The organism is Campylobacter hyointestinalis subsp. lawsonii (assembly GCF_013372165.1).
GTDB lineage: Bacteria > Campylobacterota > Campylobacteria > Campylobacterales > Campylobacteraceae > Campylobacter > Campylobacter lawsonii.
Genome location: NZ_CP053828.1, coordinates 847,310 through 865,844, shown reverse-complemented (window position 1 = coordinate 865,844; position 18,535 = coordinate 847,310). Strand labels below are relative to the sequence as shown.

At 32.1% G+C, this 18,535-nt stretch carries 17 protein-coding genes and 1 pseudogene; 12 read left to right on the top strand and 6 right to left on the bottom strand.

The annotated features are described in order from the left end of the window. Positions 1-9 precede the first annotated feature (9 nt). The 4 genes from CHLWT_RS04445 to CHLWT_RS04430 form a co-directional block, all read right to left on the bottom strand. The gene (locus CHLWT_RS04445) at positions 10-1,731 is read right to left on the bottom strand and encodes a nickel-dependent hydrogenase large subunit (protein WP_112000517.1); all 1,722 of its coding nucleotides are present in this window, start codon (positions 1,729-1,731) and stop codon (positions 10-12) included. A gap of 3 nt (positions 1,732-1,734) precedes the next feature. Next, positions 1,735-2,886, bottom strand: coding sequence for a hydrogenase small subunit (locus CHLWT_RS04440; protein ID WP_112000518.1), 1,152 nt, complete (start codon positions 2,884-2,886; stop codon positions 1,735-1,737). A gap of 298 nt (positions 2,887-3,184) precedes the next feature. After that, positions 3,185-3,499 (bottom strand): branched-chain amino acid transporter permease, encoded by a 315-nt coding sequence (locus CHLWT_RS04435; RefSeq protein WP_111948234.1) that lies wholly within the window; start codon positions 3,497-3,499, stop codon positions 3,185-3,187. A 12-nt stretch (positions 3,500-3,511) separates the two neighbouring features. Then, positions 3,512-4,177: an AzlC family ABC transporter permease gene (locus tag CHLWT_RS04430; RefSeq protein ID WP_112000519.1), complete on the bottom strand. Its 666-nt coding sequence runs from the start codon at positions 4,175-4,177 to the stop codon at positions 3,512-3,514. A gap of 566 nt (positions 4,178-4,743) precedes the next feature. Between CHLWT_RS04430 and CHLWT_RS04425 the strand changes: the two genes are divergently transcribed. The 11 genes from CHLWT_RS04425 to CHLWT_RS04375 all read left to right on the top strand — a co-directional run bounded on the left by CHLWT_RS04425 (position 4,744) and on the right by CHLWT_RS04375 (position 15,242). Beyond that, the gene (locus CHLWT_RS04425) at positions 4,744-5,415 is read left to right on the top strand and encodes a porin family protein (protein ID WP_112000838.1); all 672 of its coding nucleotides are present in this window, start codon (positions 4,744-4,746) and stop codon (positions 5,413-5,415) included. Between the two features lie 138 nt (positions 5,416-5,553). After that, positions 5,554-6,780: a DegT/DnrJ/EryC1/StrS family aminotransferase gene (locus CHLWT_RS04420; protein WP_112000725.1), complete on the top strand. Its 1,227-nt coding sequence runs from the start codon at positions 5,554-5,556 to the stop codon at positions 6,778-6,780. Continuing rightward, a complete protein-coding gene (locus tag CHLWT_RS04415; protein WP_112000726.1) occupies positions 6,780-7,319 on the top strand; it encodes a dTDP-4-dehydrorhamnose 3,5-epimerase family protein in 540 nt (179 codons plus the stop codon). The genes CHLWT_RS04420 and CHLWT_RS04415 overlap by 1 nt, the downstream gene beginning before the upstream one ends. Before the next feature lie 75 nt (positions 7,320-7,394). Next, positions 7,395-8,543, top strand: coding sequence for a GDP-L-fucose synthase family protein (locus CHLWT_RS04410; protein WP_176320861.1), 1,149 nt, complete (start codon positions 7,395-7,397; stop codon positions 8,541-8,543). Further along, positions 8,543-9,103 carry a dTDP-4-dehydrorhamnose 3,5-epimerase family protein gene (locus CHLWT_RS04405; protein WP_096016652.1) on the top strand — a complete coding sequence of 187 codons (561 nt, stop codon included), beginning with the start codon at positions 8,543-8,545 and terminating at the stop codon, positions 9,101-9,103. The genes CHLWT_RS04410 and CHLWT_RS04405 overlap by 1 nt, the downstream gene beginning before the upstream one ends. Next, positions 9,104-10,243, top strand: coding sequence for a GDP-L-fucose synthase family protein (locus CHLWT_RS04400; RefSeq protein ID WP_112000728.1), 1,140 nt, complete (start codon positions 9,104-9,106; stop codon positions 10,241-10,243). It begins immediately after the preceding gene. Next, the gene (locus CHLWT_RS04395; protein ID WP_111949981.1) at positions 10,236-11,393 is read left to right on the top strand and encodes an NAD-dependent epimerase/dehydratase family protein; all 1,158 of its coding nucleotides are present in this window, start codon (positions 10,236-10,238) and stop codon (positions 11,391-11,393) included. Before CHLWT_RS04400 ends, CHLWT_RS04395 begins: the two co-directional genes overlap by 8 nt. Then, positions 11,393-12,427, top strand: coding sequence for an NAD-dependent epimerase/dehydratase family protein (locus CHLWT_RS04390; protein ID WP_112000729.1), 1,035 nt, complete (start codon positions 11,393-11,395; stop codon positions 12,425-12,427). The genes CHLWT_RS04395 and CHLWT_RS04390 overlap by 1 nt, the downstream gene beginning before the upstream one ends. Next, positions 12,411-13,226 (top strand): transketolase, encoded by an 816-nt coding sequence (locus tag CHLWT_RS04385; protein ID WP_112000730.1) that lies wholly within the window; start codon positions 12,411-12,413, stop codon positions 13,224-13,226. Before CHLWT_RS04390 ends, CHLWT_RS04385 begins: the two co-directional genes overlap by 17 nt. Further along, positions 13,216-14,136, top strand: coding sequence for a transketolase family protein (locus tag CHLWT_RS04380; RefSeq protein WP_112000731.1), 921 nt, complete (start codon positions 13,216-13,218; stop codon positions 14,134-14,136). The genes CHLWT_RS04385 and CHLWT_RS04380 overlap by 11 nt, the downstream gene beginning before the upstream one ends. 80 nt (positions 14,137-14,216) lie before the next feature. Next, entirely contained in the window at positions 14,217-15,242 is a 1,026-nt protein-coding gene (locus CHLWT_RS04375) for a GDP-mannose 4,6-dehydratase (protein WP_112000732.1), read from the top strand. Positions 15,243-15,303: 61 nt separating this feature from the next. On the opposite strand, the gene gmd is transcribed toward CHLWT_RS04375, so the two are convergent. Together gmd and CHLWT_RS04365 are read right to left on the bottom strand one after the other, a co-directional pair. Beyond that, positions 15,304-16,446, bottom strand: coding sequence for a GDP-mannose 4,6-dehydratase (gene gmd / locus CHLWT_RS04370; RefSeq protein WP_151062174.1), 1,143 nt, complete (start codon positions 16,444-16,446; stop codon positions 15,304-15,306). Then, a pseudogene (locus CHLWT_RS04365) lies at positions 16,446-17,816 on the bottom strand (mannose-1-phosphate guanylyltransferase/mannose-6-phosphate isomerase). The gene gmd and the pseudogene CHLWT_RS04365 overlap by 1 nt, the downstream one beginning before the upstream one ends. A 69-nt stretch (positions 17,817-17,885) precedes the next feature. On the opposite strand from CHLWT_RS04365, the gene CHLWT_RS04360 reads away from it, so the two are divergent. After that, a complete protein-coding gene (locus tag CHLWT_RS04360) occupies positions 17,886-18,494 on the top strand; it encodes a recombinase family protein (RefSeq protein ID WP_111949453.1) in 609 nt (202 codons plus the stop codon). The last annotated feature ends 41 nt before the right edge of the window (positions 18,495-18,535 follow it).

Genomic DNA, 18,535 nt, shown 5'->3' with positions numbered 1-18,535 from the left:
ATCTGCTCCTTAGATTAAATTCGGATTAACTTTATAGCTACTTAATTCATTGCCTTTTGTATCCATCACATGGACAGAACACGCTATACAAGGATCATAAGAGTGAATTTTGCGTATTATCTCTAAAGGCTGTTTTAAATCAGCGATTTTGAGTCCAATCAAACAAGCCTCATAGCTACCCATTTGACCTTTAGCATCTTTTGGGCTAGCATTCCAAGTAGATGGAACGACAGCTTGCCAATTCTCAATCACTCCATTTTTAATCCTACACCAGTGGCTTAGCATACCACGAGGCACATTACCGATAAATCTACCTTTATACTCTTTTTTGCTATCTATTTGATATTTAGCACAAGTGCTATCATCGATTTTTAAATTCTCAATTAGATTATTAAAAGCCCTTAAAGTATTATCAGCGATAATTTTTGCTTCAATCATCCTACAAGCAGTCCTACCCAAAGTTGATAGCACAGCACTCACAGGAAGTCCTGTTTCAGCTAGGAATTTATCCACTACTGGCACTACATTTTTATTGCCTTTAGCGTAATTTACAACTATATTTGCTAATGGGCCAACTTGCATAGGCAAACTATCATATCTTGGGGCTTTGATCCAGCTATATTTACCATCTAAATCAAAGACTTTAGAATCTTCCATTTTACCCTTAGCATTTAGAGTTTTAGCATCTTTAAATCCTGTGTAATTTGGCGTAGTATCACCATCATAAGGGTGAAGTGGAGCGTCGTTTTTATACCATGAGTGAGTCGCTTCTTCGGTGATTTTGCTCTCATCTACTTCAAATACCTTAGATATATCGCCATTTAAGATATAACCACCATCAAATAGATACTCATTAGCACCAATTTGGAAATCTCGATATGTTAGTAAATTTGGAGCTCCTACATCATTTACCACACTTGGCTCATTCGCATAAGCCTTAGCCGCCATCACCAAATCAGGCCAATAAGCACGATTGATAAAATCAGCCATCTCTTGGAATTTCACCATATATTCACCTAGTCTTGCTGGATCTTGTAGATCCATTATACAAGTTACGCCACCGACAGTTAGGCTTTGAGGGTGTGGTTGCTTAGCACCAAATACCGCCATAGCTTGAGCTATTGTTCTTTGAAGTCTTAAACACTCTAAATAGTGGCTAAGGGCTATTAGATTTTGCTCTGGGCTAAATTTATAAGTAGAGTGCCCCCAATAAGCATTAGCAAATGGCCCAAGGTTGCCTTTTTCTACAAATTTTTTAACCTTATCTTGGACTAATTTTAGCTGGTCTGCACCACAAGCATATGGAGTATCGCAGTATTTAAATGCCTCTTCACTAGCCTTTTTTGGATCAGCGCTAAGAGCACTCACCACATCTACAAAATCAAGCGCATGAAGTTGATAGAAATGCACAGGATGGTCATGTAAAAATAGAGCCGCATTCATAAGCGTTCTAGTGAGTTTGGCATTAAGTGGTGGGACGATACCAAGAGCATTTTCTACAGCTTCAACCCCTGCTCTATAGTGCGAAAATGTACATACTCCGCAAATTCTTTGCGTCATAAAACCAGCATCTCTTGGATCTCTACCTTTTACGATCACCTCAATGCCACGCCAAAGAGTTGAGCCACTATAAGCTTCTTTAACTACATTATTCTCATCAACAACCACCTCTACACGAAGGTGACCTTCAATTCTAGTTATCGGATCAACTACTATTCTTTGTTCGCTCATATTTTACTCCTTCTCTTTTGTTGCAGTAGCAATAAGTGCGTGAGCCGCTACAGCTACACCTGTGATGGCTAATACACCTATACCGATCTTATCGCTTATAGCGTCCGCTCCAAGCCCATCAAACACGGTATTATATAATCTATCGCCTAGTGGCATCTCAAATGGCCCCATCTGATCCCAAAAATCAGGCTCAGAGCAGCCGATACAGCCATGACCTGCTTGAATAGGCCAACTAGTGTGTTGATTAAATCTCTCTCTAGAGCAGTTATTAAAGGTATATGGCCCTTTACAGCCGACTTTGTATAAGCAATAGCCTTTTTTAGCGCCTTCATCGCCAAATTCTTGGACAAATTCACCCGCATCAAAATGCCCTCTTCTCTCGCAAAGATCGTGAATTCTAAGTCCATAAGCCCATTTTGGTCTATTATAGACATCAAGTGCTGGAAGTGTGCCAAATAGTAAGAAATTTAAGACATTACCAACTATATTTTTCTCACTTGGCGGACAGCCTGGGACATTGATTACTTGTTTATTGGTGATTTTGTGAAGTGGTTTTGCGTTTGTAGGATTTGGAGCTGCAGCTTGAATACCACCAAAACTAGAGCAAGTCCCGATAGCAAAGATAGCAAGAGCATTATCACTAGCGTGGATAGCATGTTCTCTACCTGTTGTGCCTTTTGGGCCTACTGTTAGATAAAAGGCGCTATCGCCATCTGGAATTCCGCCTTCTACCATTAAGACATATTTGCCTTTATACTTCTCTATAGCTTGTTCTAAATTCTCTTCAGCTTGCCAACCAGAAGCTGCCATAACTGTTTCATGGTACTCTAAACTGATATAATCAAATATTAAGCTATCAATTGTAGGTGCATCACTTCTTAAAAGACTTTCACTACAACCTGTACATTCAGCCATATGTAGCCAAATCACAGGCAATCTATCGCTAAGCTCAGCTGCTTGAGCTACCATAGGTGCAAAACTAGCCGGCAAAGCCATAAGAGCAGTCATCGCTCCAGCCCATTTCATAAAATCTCTACGAGTAAAGCCGTGTTCGTTTAAAACAGACATTATAGAACTATTTTTTTTAAATTTAGGCATCTTTGATAAAGCATCTAGCCTATCTTGTATAGTATTTAAGAGTTTATGCTCAACCATAAATCCTCCTTGGAATTGAAATTAAATTTATATATAACAAATTTTTAACTTCATTATTCTACACTTATTTATCTTAAAGTAATTAACAAATATTTTTTAATTATTTAATATAAAAATTTATTAAAAATTGTAATATCAAATCAAGTTTAGTAATATCTAAATGATAAAGTCGAATATTTAATTGGCTTTATAATCGGCATAATTAAAATCTATAAATCAATATTTTAAAAATAAATTTAAATAAAATAATCAGTAAAAATATAACAAAATATCATATTTGATATAAAACAGATATAAATTAACCTAGTATCCTAACTAGCAACATATAAATAATAGTCGGAAGCACTATACTAAGAAGCGAGTTTTTCTTCCAAATTTGTAAAACAAAAACTAAAATCAAACAAAATATCGCAGCAGTCCCTAGACTATAAGTAGAAAAATCCATATTTCTTAAAGCATAGATCAGCAAAACTACCATTATTATCAAGCTTATAGTTTTTTGCAAATATAGCAAAGTTTGGTTTTGGGTACGTTTTTTAAACATCAAGTATGGCAAAAACCTAGTTAAAATAGTAGCAAATCCAGCTATCAAAATATATGGCAAGTATTCCATCACAAATTTCTTTTAATTAAATTTTTTCTTAAATATCAATAAAATAGCAGCTCCAGCTATAAGAGAACCAAATAAAAAATAACGCTCAGGAAATATAAAAAGTCCGACGATAGAGCAACCAAAACCTAAAAACAAGACTTTAGTGTTTGGATTATTTTTAAAAATTTGATATATCAAAACTGCAAAAAGCGCAACCAAACTAAAATCTATACCTTTATATGATATATTTAAATTTGAGCCAAGCAATGCACCAAAATTTACGCCAAAAAACCAGTAAATTTGATTTAAAAATGCAGTTAGGTTAAAAAGCAAATTTTTATTTTCATCTATGTTTGATTTACGAGCTTTAAGCAAAGCAAAAGTTTCATCTGTCAAAGCATAGATAAAATAAATACGATTTTTTAGCTGATTTATCTCTCCAAGTAACGCCATAGTATAGAAAAAATGCCTAAAATTCAGTAAAAACGACACTATAAAAACATCAACAAGAGATGCGCTTGTGACTACAAACGCGACTAGCACAAACTCTACACTTCCTGCGTAAACAAATATGGGTGTGAGACTCATGACCCAAAGTGGAAGTCCAGAGCTTATACCATAAAGCCCGAAAGCTATACCAAGAGGAACGTATCCCATCATAACTGGGATAGTTGATTTAAATATTTCAAATTTAGACAACATAATTTCCAATAATTTTTAAAATCGCTAATTCTATAGAAAATAAGCTTTGTATTCAATAAGTTTTAATTTTTACATAGAGTTAGCTTTGAAAAATGTAAAAAATGGATGTTTTATACGATATAGTCAATATCTTTATGAATTATTTTCATACATAAATTTAAAACTCGAGTATCTCAGAATTTGGACCTTTTTCTCTCTGAGCTAGAAAGTGTTAATTAAATCTCAAACAAGATAGTTTGCAATTAATAAAAATATCAATAATCAGAAAATTTACTTGATGTATTAAAGTGAAATTTTCTATTAATTAAAGCCATTTTTAAGATAAAGCTTCCTTTTATTTGAGTTTGTCCTATAAAGTATTGTCTAAATTTCTTATTCCATAAAATCCTTCTTTAATAGGCGAAAAATAACGATGGTGAATATAATGCGGATACAAAAAATAAAATAGATATAAATAAATTTAATACAAAATATATCCAAATTGACTAGATTGCTGACGAAATTCAGCCTTATTTTATAAAAGTGCCATTATAATCCCTTAATCAAAAATAAATAGGATAAATATGTTTAAATTTAAATCTACAATTCTTATGCTATCTTTAAGTGCTACATTTGCTCTAGCTGATGGGTATTTCATCGGATTTAGTGGTGGCTTAAATCATAGCTTGGTCGATGAGGATAATTATGATTTAATATCAGACAATAATCTCTTATTATCACCTAAATTTGGCTATCAAATAGATAATACGCACAGATACTCTATATCATATGAATATGGCGGTAAATCAAGCGGTAGCAGAAGCTATGATATCGAACTAGGCGGCGTAGTCGTAGCAAATGAGTGGGAAAAATATGAATTTACTTCTCATAGATTTTTATTAGGATATGACTATACCCCATTAATACAGCCTAATTTAAGAGCCGATATAGGTGTATTTGCTGGATACTCTTTGGGTAAATTTGATGTAAAAAATAGCCTAATACAAGATATAGCCCAAGCAATTCCTAGCTATCTTGATGGGTTTAGCTATGGAGCAAAACTGGGTGCGTTGTATGAAATAGATGATAGATGGGATATAGAATTTGGTGCAAAAATTATGCGTACAATGTATAAAAGCAAAGATTTGGATATAAGCTTTGATTATGGTGGCAAAACCTATAAGATAGAAGATAAGCCATTTAGACTAAAACAGCTTGATATGGGGGCATATCTTGGCGTGAGTTATAGGTTTTAGAAAAATTAAATCATAAAAATAATACACTGTTTGCCTTAAAATTTCATTGCTTTATTAAAAATTAAGATGTGTTGGTTTGTGTATTATTTTAAGAAATTTTTTGTATAATTGTCTTTCATTTTTTAGAAAGGAGCTTTTATGCAAGGATATTCTTTAGCATCATCAACTTGGGATGAAAAAGAGTTAAACGCCATTAATGAAGTTATCAAAAGCGATATCTTTACAATGGGCAAGAAAGTAGCTGAATTTGAAAAAGATTTCGCTAAATTTGTCGGATCAAAATACGCCGTTATGACAAGCTCAGGCTCGACAGCAAATTTAATCGCAACTGCAGCGTTATTTTATACCAAAAATAATAAACTAAAAAGAGGCGATGAAGTAATAGTCCCAGCCGTATCTTGGAGTACTACATATTACCCGCTTCATCAATATGGCCTTAAACTCAAATTTGTTGATATAGATTTACATACACTAAATTATGATTTAGAAGCGTTAAAAAACGCTATAAGCGATAAAACAAAGATGATAATGTGTGTAAATTTGCTCGGAAATCCAAATGATTTTGACGCTATTAAAGCTATGATTTCTAATAAAAATATAATTTTATTAGAAGATAATTGCGAGTCAATGGGAGCTGAATATAAAGGCAAACAAGCCGGAACATTTGGTATTATGGGGACATTTTCTACATTTTACTCTCACCATATGGCTACTATGGAGGGCGGTTTTGTCGTTACTGATGATGAGGAGCTTTATCATATTTTATTATGTCTTAGGGCGCATGGTTGGACTAGGAATTTGCCAAAAGATAATCTAGTAGCACCAAAAAGCGATGATTGGTTTAGTGAGTCGTTTAGATTTGTATTGCCTGGATACAATGTCCGCCCAGTTGAAATGAGTGGAGCAATCGGTATAGAACAACTTAAAAAACTTCCAAATTTCTTAAAACACAGAAGAGAAAATGCTAAGCTTTTCCAAAAATACTTCGCAAATCATCCTGATTTTATCATACAACAAGAGATTGGCTCTAGCTCGTGGTTTGGATTTTCACTCATTATCAAACCTAATTCAAATTTAAAAAGATCTGATATTATCAAGCTTTTAGAAGCTAATAATATAGAGTATCGCCCTATTGCTACTGGTGATTTTACTCAAAATGAAGTTATCAAATATTTTGATTACGAAATTTTTGGCGAACTAAAAAACGCAAAATATCTACAAGAAAATGGCTTTTTCGTAGGCAATCACCAAATAGATATTAGCAATCAAATAAATTTGCTAAATAGCGTTATAGGGGGGGGCAGACCTCTAAATAATAAATTTCAAATTTCTATCGCTTATCTTAGCGAGCTAAAGGCTGCGTGATGGCGATAGAATTTGATATACAAGAATCTAAAAAACTAAAAGGCGTTTATATCATCACTCCTAATAAATTTAGGGATTTAAGGGGTGAGATTTGGTCGGCATTTACTAGTGAGGCTATTGATAAACTCCTTCCAAACAATCTAAGATTTATCCATGATAAATTTATTCACTCAAAGCACAATGTAATCCGTGGCATTCATGGCGATAAAAATACATACAAATTAGCTACTTGCGTATATGGGCAAATACACCAAGTAGTAGTAGATTGTAACGAAAACTCACCTACATATTTACAATATGAAGAGTTTGTAATAGATGCTAATAATCAAAAGATGATTTTAGTCCCAGCTGGTTTTGGCAATGCTCATTATGTTAGCTCACAAAGTGCGGTATATTATTACAAATGTGCATATATAGGTAAATATATAGACGCAGATAAGCAATTTACTTATGCTTGGAATGACCATAGAATAGGCATAGAGTGGCCTACAACTAATCCGATTTTATCAGAGCGAGATATGCTTATCACGCAAAATTAAAACTTAAATTTAAGTAAAAATTAGGCGAATTAATGTATAATTATAGGTTAAATAAGCCTATTACCAAGGAAATAAATGGAGAAAAACTCTAAAATTTATATCGCAGGACATAGAGGTCTAGTCGGTAGTGCTATTTTACAAAAATTACAAAATGATGGTTATCTAAATTTGATATATAAAACACATGATGAATTAGATCTTACTAATCAGCAAGAAGTTAAAAAATTTTTTGAGATAGAAAAACCGGAATTTGTGATACTATGTGCCGCCAAAGCTGGTGGTATAGGTGCTAATAGCAAATATAGAGCAGATTTCATCTATCAAAATTTAATGATAGAGTGTAATGTCATTCATCAAGCATATTTAAGTGGTGTTAAAAAATTGCTTTTTATAGCTTCAACTACAGTTTATCCCAAAAACGCCACCTTGCCAACTAATGAATCTTGGATGTTAAAAGGTGATTTGGATTATGCTAATAAGCCTTATGCCTTGTCTAAAATCGCTGGTTGTTTGATGTGTGAGTCCTATAATTTACAATACAATACAAATTTCATATCCATAACTCCTACAAATTTATATGGGAATAACGATAAATTTGACCTAGAAAAATCGCATGTAGTCCCTGGAATTTTAAGAAAAATGCACTTAGCCAAACTCCTAAATGAAAATAGATATGATGAGCTACTAAATGATTTAAATATGCCAAATTTAGATGAAGCTTTAGTTTATTTAAACAAATTTGGCATAAATGAAAATAGCGTAGAAATATGGGGTGATGGCACTCCTACAAGAGAATTTTTACATAGTGATGATCTAGCAGAGGCTGCCTTGTTTATCATGAAAAAGATAAATTTTAAAGATCTTATCGATAACTCAAAAGAGATACAAAATACCCATCTAAATATAGGCCCAAATAAAAATATTACAATTAAAGAGCTAGCAACATTAATCAAAGAGATAGTTGGATTTAAAGGCGATTTGACTTTTAATTCTAATCGCCCTAATGGAGCAATAAATAAACTAACTGATTGTTCAAAAATTCACTCTTTAGGCTGGAAACATAAAATAAATTTAGAAGAAGGAGTCAAAATGCTGTATCAATGGTATAAAAATGGGGGGGGGTATGAGCTAAATTTAAAATCAATAAATAATTCTAAATTTACTCATTTATATTTAAATTGTAATTTCACTATGCCTTTTGGCTTAGGCTTAAAGGCTGTGTGATGGCGATAGAATTTGATATACAAGAATCTAAAAAACTAAAAGGCGTTTATATCATAACTCCTAGCAAATTCAAAGACTTAAGGGGTGAGATTTGGTCGGCGTATTCAAGCGAAGCGATATTAAAACTTTTACCAAATGGCCTTAATTTTGTCCTTGATAAATTTACACTTTCAAAACCAAATGTTTTAAGAGGAATTCATGGCGATCATAAATCTTGGAAGCTTGTAACTTGTGTAACTGGCGAAATCCACCAAGTTGTAGTAGATTGCCAAAAAGAATCCCCAACATATCTACAATATGAAAAATTCATTATCAACTCCGATAATCAAAAATTAATTTTAATCCCGCCACGATTTGGCAATGCTCAATATGTTAGCTCAAAATGCGACTCTATGTATTATTACAAATGGGCTTATGAGGGCGAATATGTCGATGCAAGTGATCAATTTACATTTGCTTGGAATGATCCTAGAATCGCAATTGATTGGCCTACTAATACTCCAATTTTATCAAATAGAGATATTGAATCAATGACTCAAGATCACACTAAAGGATTCTAAATGGATAAAAACTCCAAAATTTATATAGCTGGGCATAATGGGACGGCTGGGACGGCACTTGTGGATAATTTAAGGGCTAGAGGTTATAATAATTTAATACTTAAAACTCATAAAGAGCTTGATTTAACTAATCAAGAAGCCGTCGCAAATTTATTTAAAAATGAAAAACCTGAATATGTATTTTTATGTGCTGTTTTGCCTTGTGGGGCAGCAAATGTCGCACAAAGAGCTGATTTCATATATGAAAATTTAATGATACAAAATAATATCATCCATCAATCATATCTAAATGGTGTTAAAAAGCTCATCTGTTATGGCTCAGGATATATGTATCCTTATGATGCAAAAAATCCACTAAAAGAAGAGTACATGCTCCAAAGTAACCTAGAATATAACGCCTACACAATGGGAATAGCCAAAATCGCAGGGGCTGCAATGTGCGAGGCATATAATATACAATATGGTACAAATTTCTTATGCTTGGCATTAAATAATCTATATGGCACAAGAGCGAATTTTGATTTTGGCAAAAGCAGAGTTTTGCCTGCTTTACTTCGTAAATTTCATTTAGCTAAAATGCTTGAAGATGATAATTTAAATGCTGTTTTAGAAGATTTAGGTATGAATGAAAGTGATGCTAAAAATATATTAGATAATTTTGGTATATCTAAAGATAGTGTTGAAATTTGGGGTACTGGCAAAGTAAGAAGAGAGTTTATTCATAGCGATGATTTAGCAGATGGGTCTATTTTTGTTATGCAAAATATTGATTTTAAAGATTTAGCAACTGACAAAAATCCACAAAATACTCATATTAATATCGGCTCTGGCGTGGATTATAGCATAGCAGAAGTTGCCCGAATAGCAAAAGATATAGTGGGATTTAAAGGGGAATTAAAATTCAACTCTTCTAGACCGGATTCTACTATGGATAGGCTAATGGATGTATCAAAAATCCACTCCTTAGGCTGGAAACACAAAATAAATTTAGAAGAAGGAATCAAAATGATGTATAAATGGTATCTAAATAACCATAGGGGGGGGGTAGAGCGTAAATTTGAATATTTAACACATTATCGCTTTATCTCTTCAAATAATCCAAACTACATTACAGATCATAAAAGGATCTGTAATGGATAAAAACTCTAAAATTTATATAGCTGGACATAATGGACTAGTAGGAAGTATGATTTTAGCAGAGTTACAAAAACAAGGCTATAATAATATAATCTACAAAACGCACGATCAATTAGATTTGATAGATCAAAAGTCTGTTGATGAATTTTTCAAAACTCAACTACCTGAATATGTATTTTTCAGTGCTGCTTTTGTGGGCGGATTTATCAAACAAAAGAAATATCCGGCTGAATTTTTATACAATAATATCATGATGCAAAATAATGTTATTTGGGCTGCAGCCAAATACGGCGTCAAAAAATTAATATATTTAGCTTCAGCATGTGTCTATCCAAAAGATGCCCCATTGCCACTTCGTGAGAGCTATATGCTAGAGGGTGCATTTCAGCCAAATAATGAGAGTTACGCTATTGGCAAGGTTGCTGGGATTAAACTATGTGAATATCTAAATTTAGAAAAAGGAAAAAACTTTTTATGCGTTGCTCCAACTAGTATCTATGGAGAAAATGATAATTTTGATTTAGAAGATTCTCATGTTCAAGCTGGAATTTTCCGTAAAATTTATCTAGCAAAATGTTTAAATGAAGGAAATTTGGATCTATTATCTAAAGATTTGAGCTTAGATAAAGAGTCGGCTTTGGAATTTTGCCACAAACACGGCATATATGATACTCATATACAGATGATAGGTACAGGCGCTGCTGCTAGGGAGTTTGCTAATGCTAGGGATTTAGCTAATTTCTGTATATATTTAGCCTCTAATATAGATTTTAAAGATCTGTGCGAGTATGATGAAAACGGAAATTTGATAAGCTCTTTTGTAAATTTCACAAATGAAGACCCAATTAGCATTAAAGAGTTAGCTCATTTGATGGCTAAAATTATGGATTACAAAGGTGAGCTTATCTTTGAAAAAGAGCTTAGCAAAGATGATGGAACCCTTAAAAAATCAATGAGTAAAGATAAATTTAATAAACTTGGCTTTGAAAATCAAATTTCTATTGAAAAAGGCCTTACAATGATGATAGAAGCATATAACACTAAGTGGGGGGGGGTAGAGCGTAACTATCTAATTTTCTTTTATGCTCTTTATAGACTTCGTAATATTTCTCTTTATTATGCGAATTTCAATACTAGCAATAAGGAGAAATAATGCTATTATATCAATTTTTAAATCAATACTATTCTCAAATTTCAGTTTTAAATTTAGAAGAGCTTAGGGATAAAACTATCTTTATAACAGGCTCTAATGGCTTGATAGGTTCTAATTTTGTAAGCTATTTTTATTATCTAAATAAAAATTTTAATTTTAATATTAAAATTATCGCTCATAGCTTTTCAAAGCCTATTTGGTTTTTGCCTAAAGATGATAATATAACATATCTAAATTCAGATCTTAATAATCTAAAAATAGATTTTAAATTTGATTATTTGATACATGCTGCTACATATGGACAGCCTAAAAAAGTGTTAGAAAACAGGGTTGGCACTATATTATTAAATAGTGCTTCGTTGATACAATTATTAGAAAAATCCAAAGAGTATAATGCTAAGGTTCTGTTTTTAAGCTCTAGCTCTATTTATGGCGAGATAGATAAAGAGCATTTGCCAACTTGTGAAAGCTATTTTGGCTATTTAAATCCATTTGATTCAAGCTCCATCTATGCCCAATCAAAAAGAGTAGCAGAGACAATATGTAAAATTTACATAGATGCTGGGGTTAGAATTTCTATAGCACGCATTGCTATTGCTTATGGGCCTGGATTTAAACTAGATGATAAAAGAGTTATGAATGAATTTATAACTCAAGCTATAAATCACAAACGCATTGTTTTATTAGATCAAGGTAGAGCTTACAGACAATTTAATTTCATTACAGATGCGATAGAGATGTGTTTAAATATTTTGATTAACGCAAATAATGATGTTTATAATATCGCAGGTTTATTTGAAAACAGATCAATTCTAGACCTTGCGAATAAAATTGGAAATTTAATTAACGCAGATGTAGTCTTGCCTGATATTAGCGATGAGAGCATATCTGGTCAAAGTGTAGTAAATTTAGATATATCAAAGTATATAAATAAATTTGGCAAAAATAGCTTTATCTCTTTAGATGAAGGCTTAGAATTAAACATAAAATGGATGAAAATATTAAAGGAAAAAGAAAATGAATTTACAAAATAAATCAGATGAAATAAGAATCAAAACACTAGAAATTCACAAAAGAGCCAAAGAGACTAGAATAGCCTCTAGTCTATCACCAATTGAGATATTTGTAGCTTTATTCTATGGAAATATCATCAAATTTAACCCTAAAAATCCACAAGACAAAACTAGAGATAGATTTATTATATCCAAAGGGCATGGCTCGATTTGTATGTATCCTATTTTGGCAGATTTAGGCTATTTTGATGAAAAGGAGCTATTAAATGTAGGCAAAAAGGGAAGTTTCTTAGGTAGCATACCTGATCCTTTAATTCCTGGTTATGAGACGATTAATGGCTCATTAGGCCATGGTCTAGGCGTAGGTGCTGGGATGGCTTATGGATTAAAAAACTCAAATTCAAATGAAAAAGTAGTTGTTTTAGTTGGTAATGGCGAATTACAAGAGGGCTCAAACTGGGAGGCTATTATGTTTGCTAAACAATACAATCTTAGTAATCTTATTGTCATTGTAGATTCAAATAAAAAACAGATGCTTGATTTTAGTAAAAATATTTTAGATATAGAGCCAATGAGCGATAAATTTAAATCTTTTGGCTGGGAGTCTATAGAGGTCAAAGATGGCCACAATACAGCTGATTTATTAGAAGGCTTAAAGAAAGCGTTTTTTAATGATTCTATTGCCCCAAAAGTTGTAATCGCAAATACTATCAAAGGCAAAGGCGTAGATAAATTAGAAAAAAGCCCACTAGCTCATGTGTTATCACTAAGCGATGAAGAGATTGAAGAGACAATTAAAAGGATCAAAAATGAAAAGTAACCTAACAATGCGAGATGCGTTTTTTATAAATTTATATGAAGAGATGAGTAAAAATGAGAATATATATCTAATCACGGCTGATTTTGGCGCCCCTATGCTTGATAAGATTAGAGAGTCTTTTAATAAAAGAGCCATAAATATCGGGATTGCCGAGCAAAATGCTATTAATATAGCTGCTGGTTTGGCCTTGGAGGGTAAATGCGTTTATGTCTATGGCATTGCGCCATTTATTAGTATGCGTCCATTTGAGCAACTTCGTATAAATTTAAGCGCACTAAGTAGTTTGCGAAATATAAATGTCAATATTATTAGTGTAGGCGCTGGGGTTAGCTACTCTATTAGTGGGCCTACACATCACTGCTTAGAAGACTTAAGCCTAATTAGAACCCTACCAAATTTTGAGATATTTTCACCTAGCGATTCAGAACTAGTAAATAGATATTTCAAGCATACAATTGAGATAAAAAGGCCAAAATATTTACGCTTTGATGCTACGGCGCTTTTAAATTTAGAATATGATGCTTATGATATTAATGATGGTTTTAGAGTCAAAAAATCTAAAAAATCCAATATCGCAATCATATCTACTGGCTATATGTCGCAAAAAGCATATGAAATTTCAAAAGAGTATGATATAGAACTTATAGATATCTATTCTATAAATTCAAATCAAAATGATAAATTAATCGAGTATATAAATAGATATGAGCATATAATTACCCTAGAAGAGGGCTTTATAAATTGCGGTGGATTAGATAGCTATATTAATTTTTATATTAAAAACAAGAATATAATAAATTTAGGCTTTGCCAAAAAATATACTTTTGATATAGGCGATAGAGAATTCATACACTCACTCAATCATATCGGTTTTAAAGATATTAAAGATATTTTAAATTCTCTAAGCTAAAATCAAATACCGTTAATTTAGATTATTTTTAGCAAGCTAGTGATATACTAGCTTGCTAAATTTAAATTAAAGGCGCTAATATGAAAGCTCTAATTACAGGATTTACGGGGCAAGTAGGCTCTCAAATGGCTGATTTTTTGCTAGAAAATACAGATTATGAAGTGATAGGTATGATGCGATGGCAAGAGCCTATGGATAATATATACCACTTAAGTGATCGCATCAACAAAAATGATAGAATAAGTGTATATTATGCAGATTTAAATGACTATTCAAGCATTCAAAAGCTTTTTGAAACACATCGTCCAGATGTGATCTTTCACCTAGCGGCGCAATCTTTTCCTAAAACTTCTTTTGATATTCCTATTGAAACACTACAAACAAATATCATAGGCACAGCAAATATATTAGAAAATATAAGAGCCTTAAAACAAAAAGATGCTTATGACCCAGTTGTCCATGTATGCTCATCAAGCGAGGTTTATGGTAGAGCAAAAGTTGGAATAAAATTAAATGAAGATACCCCATTTCACGGCGCTAGTCCATATAGTATTAGCAAAATCGGAACTGACTATTTAGGTAGATTTTATGGCGAGGCTTATGGTATTAAAACCTATGTAACTAGAATGGGAACACATAGTGGCCCAAGGCGTAGCGATGTCTTTTTTGAAAGTACAGTCGCTAAGCAAATTGCCCTAATAGAAGCAGGTCTTCAAGAGCCAATTATAAAAGTTGGAAATCTATCAAGTGTTAGAACTTTCCAAGATTGCCGTGATGCTATTAGAGCGTATTATCTTTTATCGCTAGAGAGCCAAAAAGGCAAAGTGCCTTGTGGGGAGGCTTTTAATATAGCAGGAGAAGAGGCATTTAAGCTGCCTGAAGTTATAGATATATTGCTTAGATTTTCAAAAAGAGATGATATCAAAATTCAAGAAGATACCAATAGACTTCGCCCAATTGATGCTGATTATCAAATGTTTGATAATACTAAGATTAAAAGCTTTATCAATTGGAAACCAGAAATTCCAGCTAGAAAGATGTTTGAAGACCTGTTAAATCATTGGCGAGATGAGATTAAAAAAGGTAGAATCCCTCTAAATAGATAAATTTATATACTTAAAGATAAATAGCAATATTGCTATTTATCTGAGTTTAAATAAATCAAATTTATTCATAATAACGCATTATTTTGTAGCCATTATTTTGTAAAAATTGATCTTTTCTCATCAAATTTAGATCGCTTTGCATCATATCATCTACCAAATCAGGTAAAGAAAATTCTCTTTTCCAACCTAATTCATTTTGAGCTTGGCTTGGGTCTCCTAGCAATAGATCAACCTCTGTAGGTCTAAAATATCTAGGATCTATTTTCACCACTACTTGACCTATTTTAAGATGAGATAGATCGATATTTAAATTCAAAGCCTTTTGATAATCTATGCTTGATATCACGCCTATTTCATCAACGCCTTGACCCTTAAATTCAAGCTCAATCCCGCAATACAAAAAAGCTAATTTCACAAAATCCCTAACCATTGTCGTTTGTCCAGTAGCAATCACCCAATCTTTTGGCTCCTTATATTGAAGTATAAGCCACATCATCTTTACATAATCTTTAGCATGTCCCCAATCTCTTTTTGCGTTTAGATTTCCTAAATATACACAATCTTGTAAATTTAAAGTTATTTTAGAAACAGCTCTAGTAATTTTTCTAGTTACAAATGTCTCGCCACGAATAGGGCTTTCGTGATTAAATAAAATTCCATTACAAGCAAAAATATTATAAGCCTCCCTATAATTTACAGTAATCCAATAAGCATACATTTTAGCCACAGCATAAGGACTGCGTGGATAAAATGGAGTCTTTTCATTTTGCGGTATCTCTTGAACTTTTCCATATAATTCAGATGTAGATGCTTGATATATTCTTGTTTTTGATTCTAAGCCTAAGAATTTAACCGCCTCTAAAATTCTCAAAGTTCCTAAGGCATCGGCATTTGCTGTGTATTCTGGCGTTTCAAAGCTCACATGTACATGGCTTTGAGCTGCTAGATTATATATCTCATCAGGTCTTACATCAGATATAAGCCTTGTTAAATTCATAGAATCAGTCATATCGCCAAAATGCAGATGAAAATTATGCCGACTTTTATCATGATGTCCATCAAAAAGATGATCTACCCTATCTGTATTAAAAAACGATGAACGCCTTTTTATCCCATGAACTTCATAACCTTTGTTTAATAAAAACTCACTCAAATACGCCCCATCTTGACCGGTAACGCCTGTTATTAAAGCCTTTTTTGCCATTATATTATATCCTTTCTTCCAAAATCATCATCAAATCTTACAATATCATCTTCATTTGTGTATTCACCAACTTGCGCTTCTATCAAAACTATAGGTATTTTGCCATCATTAATCAACCTATGCTTTTGTCCCATTTTTATATAAATTGACTCGTTGGGACAAATAGTAAATGTATTATTATCTATCTCTACAGTCGCAGTTCCGCTTAAAACTATCCAATGCTCATTTCTATGAAAATGCTTTTGTAAAGAGAGCTTTTTGCCAGGCTTTACCTCAATTTTTTTAATCTTATAGCCAAATTCATTTTCCAAAATAGTATAAGTTCCCCAAGGTCTATGGACATTTAAATGTGTCTTGCTAAGATCATCAATATCTTTAATATATTCATATATCTCTTTGACTCTTTGAGATTCGCTCTTTTTTGTGATTAGCAAAGCATCTTTTGTATCTACTACAACCAAATCATCCACGCCTATAGCGGCTATAAATTTATTTTTATCTTGACTATAAAAGAAGTTATTTTTAGATTCAATAATTTTATTTTTGACATTTATATAATTATCACTTTTTTTAAGCTCTTTTGATAAAGACTCAAAGCTCCCTACATCACTCCATGCAACATCGGCTTTTATGATTTTGATATTGCTTGATTTCTCTATCAGCGCATAATCAATGCTTGTTGATGGGATATCTATCATATCTTGAGTTTTAATGTTTATAATATCATCAAATTTTATAGAGTTGTTATAAGCATTTAAGCATAGAGTATAAATTTCATTAGCTAACTCTTTCATCTGTTTTAAAAAATACGAAACCTTAAAAACAAACATACCCGAATTCCACAAATATTCTTTTGAATTTACAAATTCACTAGCCTTTTGTAAATTTGGCTTTTCTACAAATTCTATTACATCATTATTATTAAATTTAATATACCCATATCCCGTTTCTGGATATGTCGGCTCAACGCCAAATATCACTATACAATCATCATTTGCGAATTTTACGGCTTGTTGTATAATATCATTATATTTTATCTCATCTTTTATTATATGATCACTAGGGGTTACCAAAACTATCTCATCTTTTGGCAAAGATAAAGCGGCTAATGTTATTGCTGCTGCTGTATTTTTAGATAAGGATTCTAAAATATATTTTGCTTTTTTATCACCCAATTGATCTAAAGCCAAAAAATATTGCTCTTCATTTGCTACAATAACTATATTATCTCAAATTTTAAAATTTCTATCATATGTAAGCTCAAACAAAGATTTATCATCAAATAGTGGCAAAAACTGCTTTGGCATAAGCTTCCTACTAAGCGGCCAAAGCCTAGTTCCGCTACCTCCACACAATATTACATTAGTCATATAAAACTCCAAAACCAAATTTTAAAAAATGGGACGATTAATTAAAATAAAATATAAAAAGGACATATGATGACAATAGCTTATATTAGAGTTAGCACAAATAAGCAAGATTTAAACGCACAAAAACTACAAATATTTGAATATTGTAAAAGTCAAAATATCGTCATTGATGAAATTATAAGTCTTGAGATTAGCTCTACAAAATCACAAGAAAAAAGAAAAATCCAAGAGTTAAAATCCAAATTAAAAGCTGGTGATATGCTTTTAGTTACAGAAATATCTAGATTAGGTAGAAATATGCTAGAGATAATAAACATAGTATTAGAATTTACAAAAAACGGCGTCAAACTATGCTTTTTAAGACAAATGGAATTAAATAACTTTAATAATCCAACTTTTAAATTGATACTTTCTATTTATGCGTATTTAGCCGAAATAGAAAGAGATTTTATATCTCAAAGGACAAAAGCTGGACTTCATAACGCAAAAGCCAAAGGAAAAATCCTAGGAAGACCTAAGAATTCATTTAATAGCTTTTATGATAAGGATATAAAACAAATTAAAAAATTATTAAAATTAGGACACAATGTAAAAGAAATTTGGACTATTTTAAATTATGATAAAACCAAAAGTTATGTTGGTTTTTACTGCTTTTGCAAAAATAGAAAATTAATATAATATTTATACTAGTTTTAATTTTTTTAGGTTATAATTAATCG

What these genes read in the sequence shown, in the direction of transcription:
- CHLWT_RS04445 (WP_112000517.1), bottom strand. Translation starts at nt 1,731, where the DNA reads ATGAGCGAACAAAGAATAGTAGTTGATCCGATAACTAGAATTGAAGGT.
- CHLWT_RS04440 (WP_112000518.1), bottom strand. Translation starts at nt 2,886, where the DNA reads ATGGTTGAGCATAAACTCTTAAATACTATACAAGATAGGCTAGATGCT.
- CHLWT_RS04435 (WP_111948234.1), bottom strand. Translation starts at nt 3,499, where the DNA reads ATGGAATACTTGCCATATATTTTGATAGCTGGATTTGCTACTATTTTA.
- CHLWT_RS04425 (WP_112000838.1), top strand. Translation starts at nt 4,744, where the DNA reads ATGTTTAAATTTAAATCTACAATTCTTATGCTATCTTTAAGTGCTACA.
- CHLWT_RS04420 (WP_112000725.1), top strand. Translation starts at nt 5,554, where the DNA reads ATGCAAGGATATTCTTTAGCATCATCAACTTGGGATGAAAAAGAGTTA.
- CHLWT_RS04415 (WP_112000726.1), top strand. Translation starts at nt 6,780, where the DNA reads ATGGCGATAGAATTTGATATACAAGAATCTAAAAAACTAAAAGGCGTT.
- CHLWT_RS04410 (WP_176320861.1), top strand. Translation starts at nt 7,395, where the DNA reads ATGGAGAAAAACTCTAAAATTTATATCGCAGGACATAGAGGTCTAGTC.
- CHLWT_RS04405 (WP_096016652.1), top strand. Translation starts at nt 8,543, where the DNA reads ATGGCGATAGAATTTGATATACAAGAATCTAAAAAACTAAAAGGCGTT.
- CHLWT_RS04400 (WP_112000728.1), top strand. Translation starts at nt 9,104, where the DNA reads ATGGATAAAAACTCCAAAATTTATATAGCTGGGCATAATGGGACGGCT.
- CHLWT_RS04395 (WP_111949981.1), top strand. Translation starts at nt 10,236, where the DNA reads ATGGATAAAAACTCTAAAATTTATATAGCTGGACATAATGGACTAGTA.
- CHLWT_RS04390 (WP_112000729.1), top strand. Translation starts at nt 11,393, where the DNA reads ATGCTATTATATCAATTTTTAAATCAATACTATTCTCAAATTTCAGTT.
- CHLWT_RS04385 (WP_112000730.1), top strand. Translation starts at nt 12,411, where the DNA reads ATGAATTTACAAAATAAATCAGATGAAATAAGAATCAAAACACTAGAA.
- CHLWT_RS04380 (WP_112000731.1), top strand. Translation starts at nt 13,216, where the DNA reads ATGAAAAGTAACCTAACAATGCGAGATGCGTTTTTTATAAATTTATAT.
- CHLWT_RS04375 (WP_112000732.1), top strand. Translation starts at nt 14,217, where the DNA reads ATGAAAGCTCTAATTACAGGATTTACGGGGCAAGTAGGCTCTCAAATG.
- gmd (WP_151062174.1), bottom strand. Translation starts at nt 16,446, where the DNA reads ATGGCAAAAAAGGCTTTAATAACAGGCGTTACCGGTCAAGATGGGGCG.
- CHLWT_RS04360 (WP_111949453.1), top strand. Translation starts at nt 17,886, where the DNA reads ATGACAATAGCTTATATTAGAGTTAGCACAAATAAGCAAGATTTAAAC.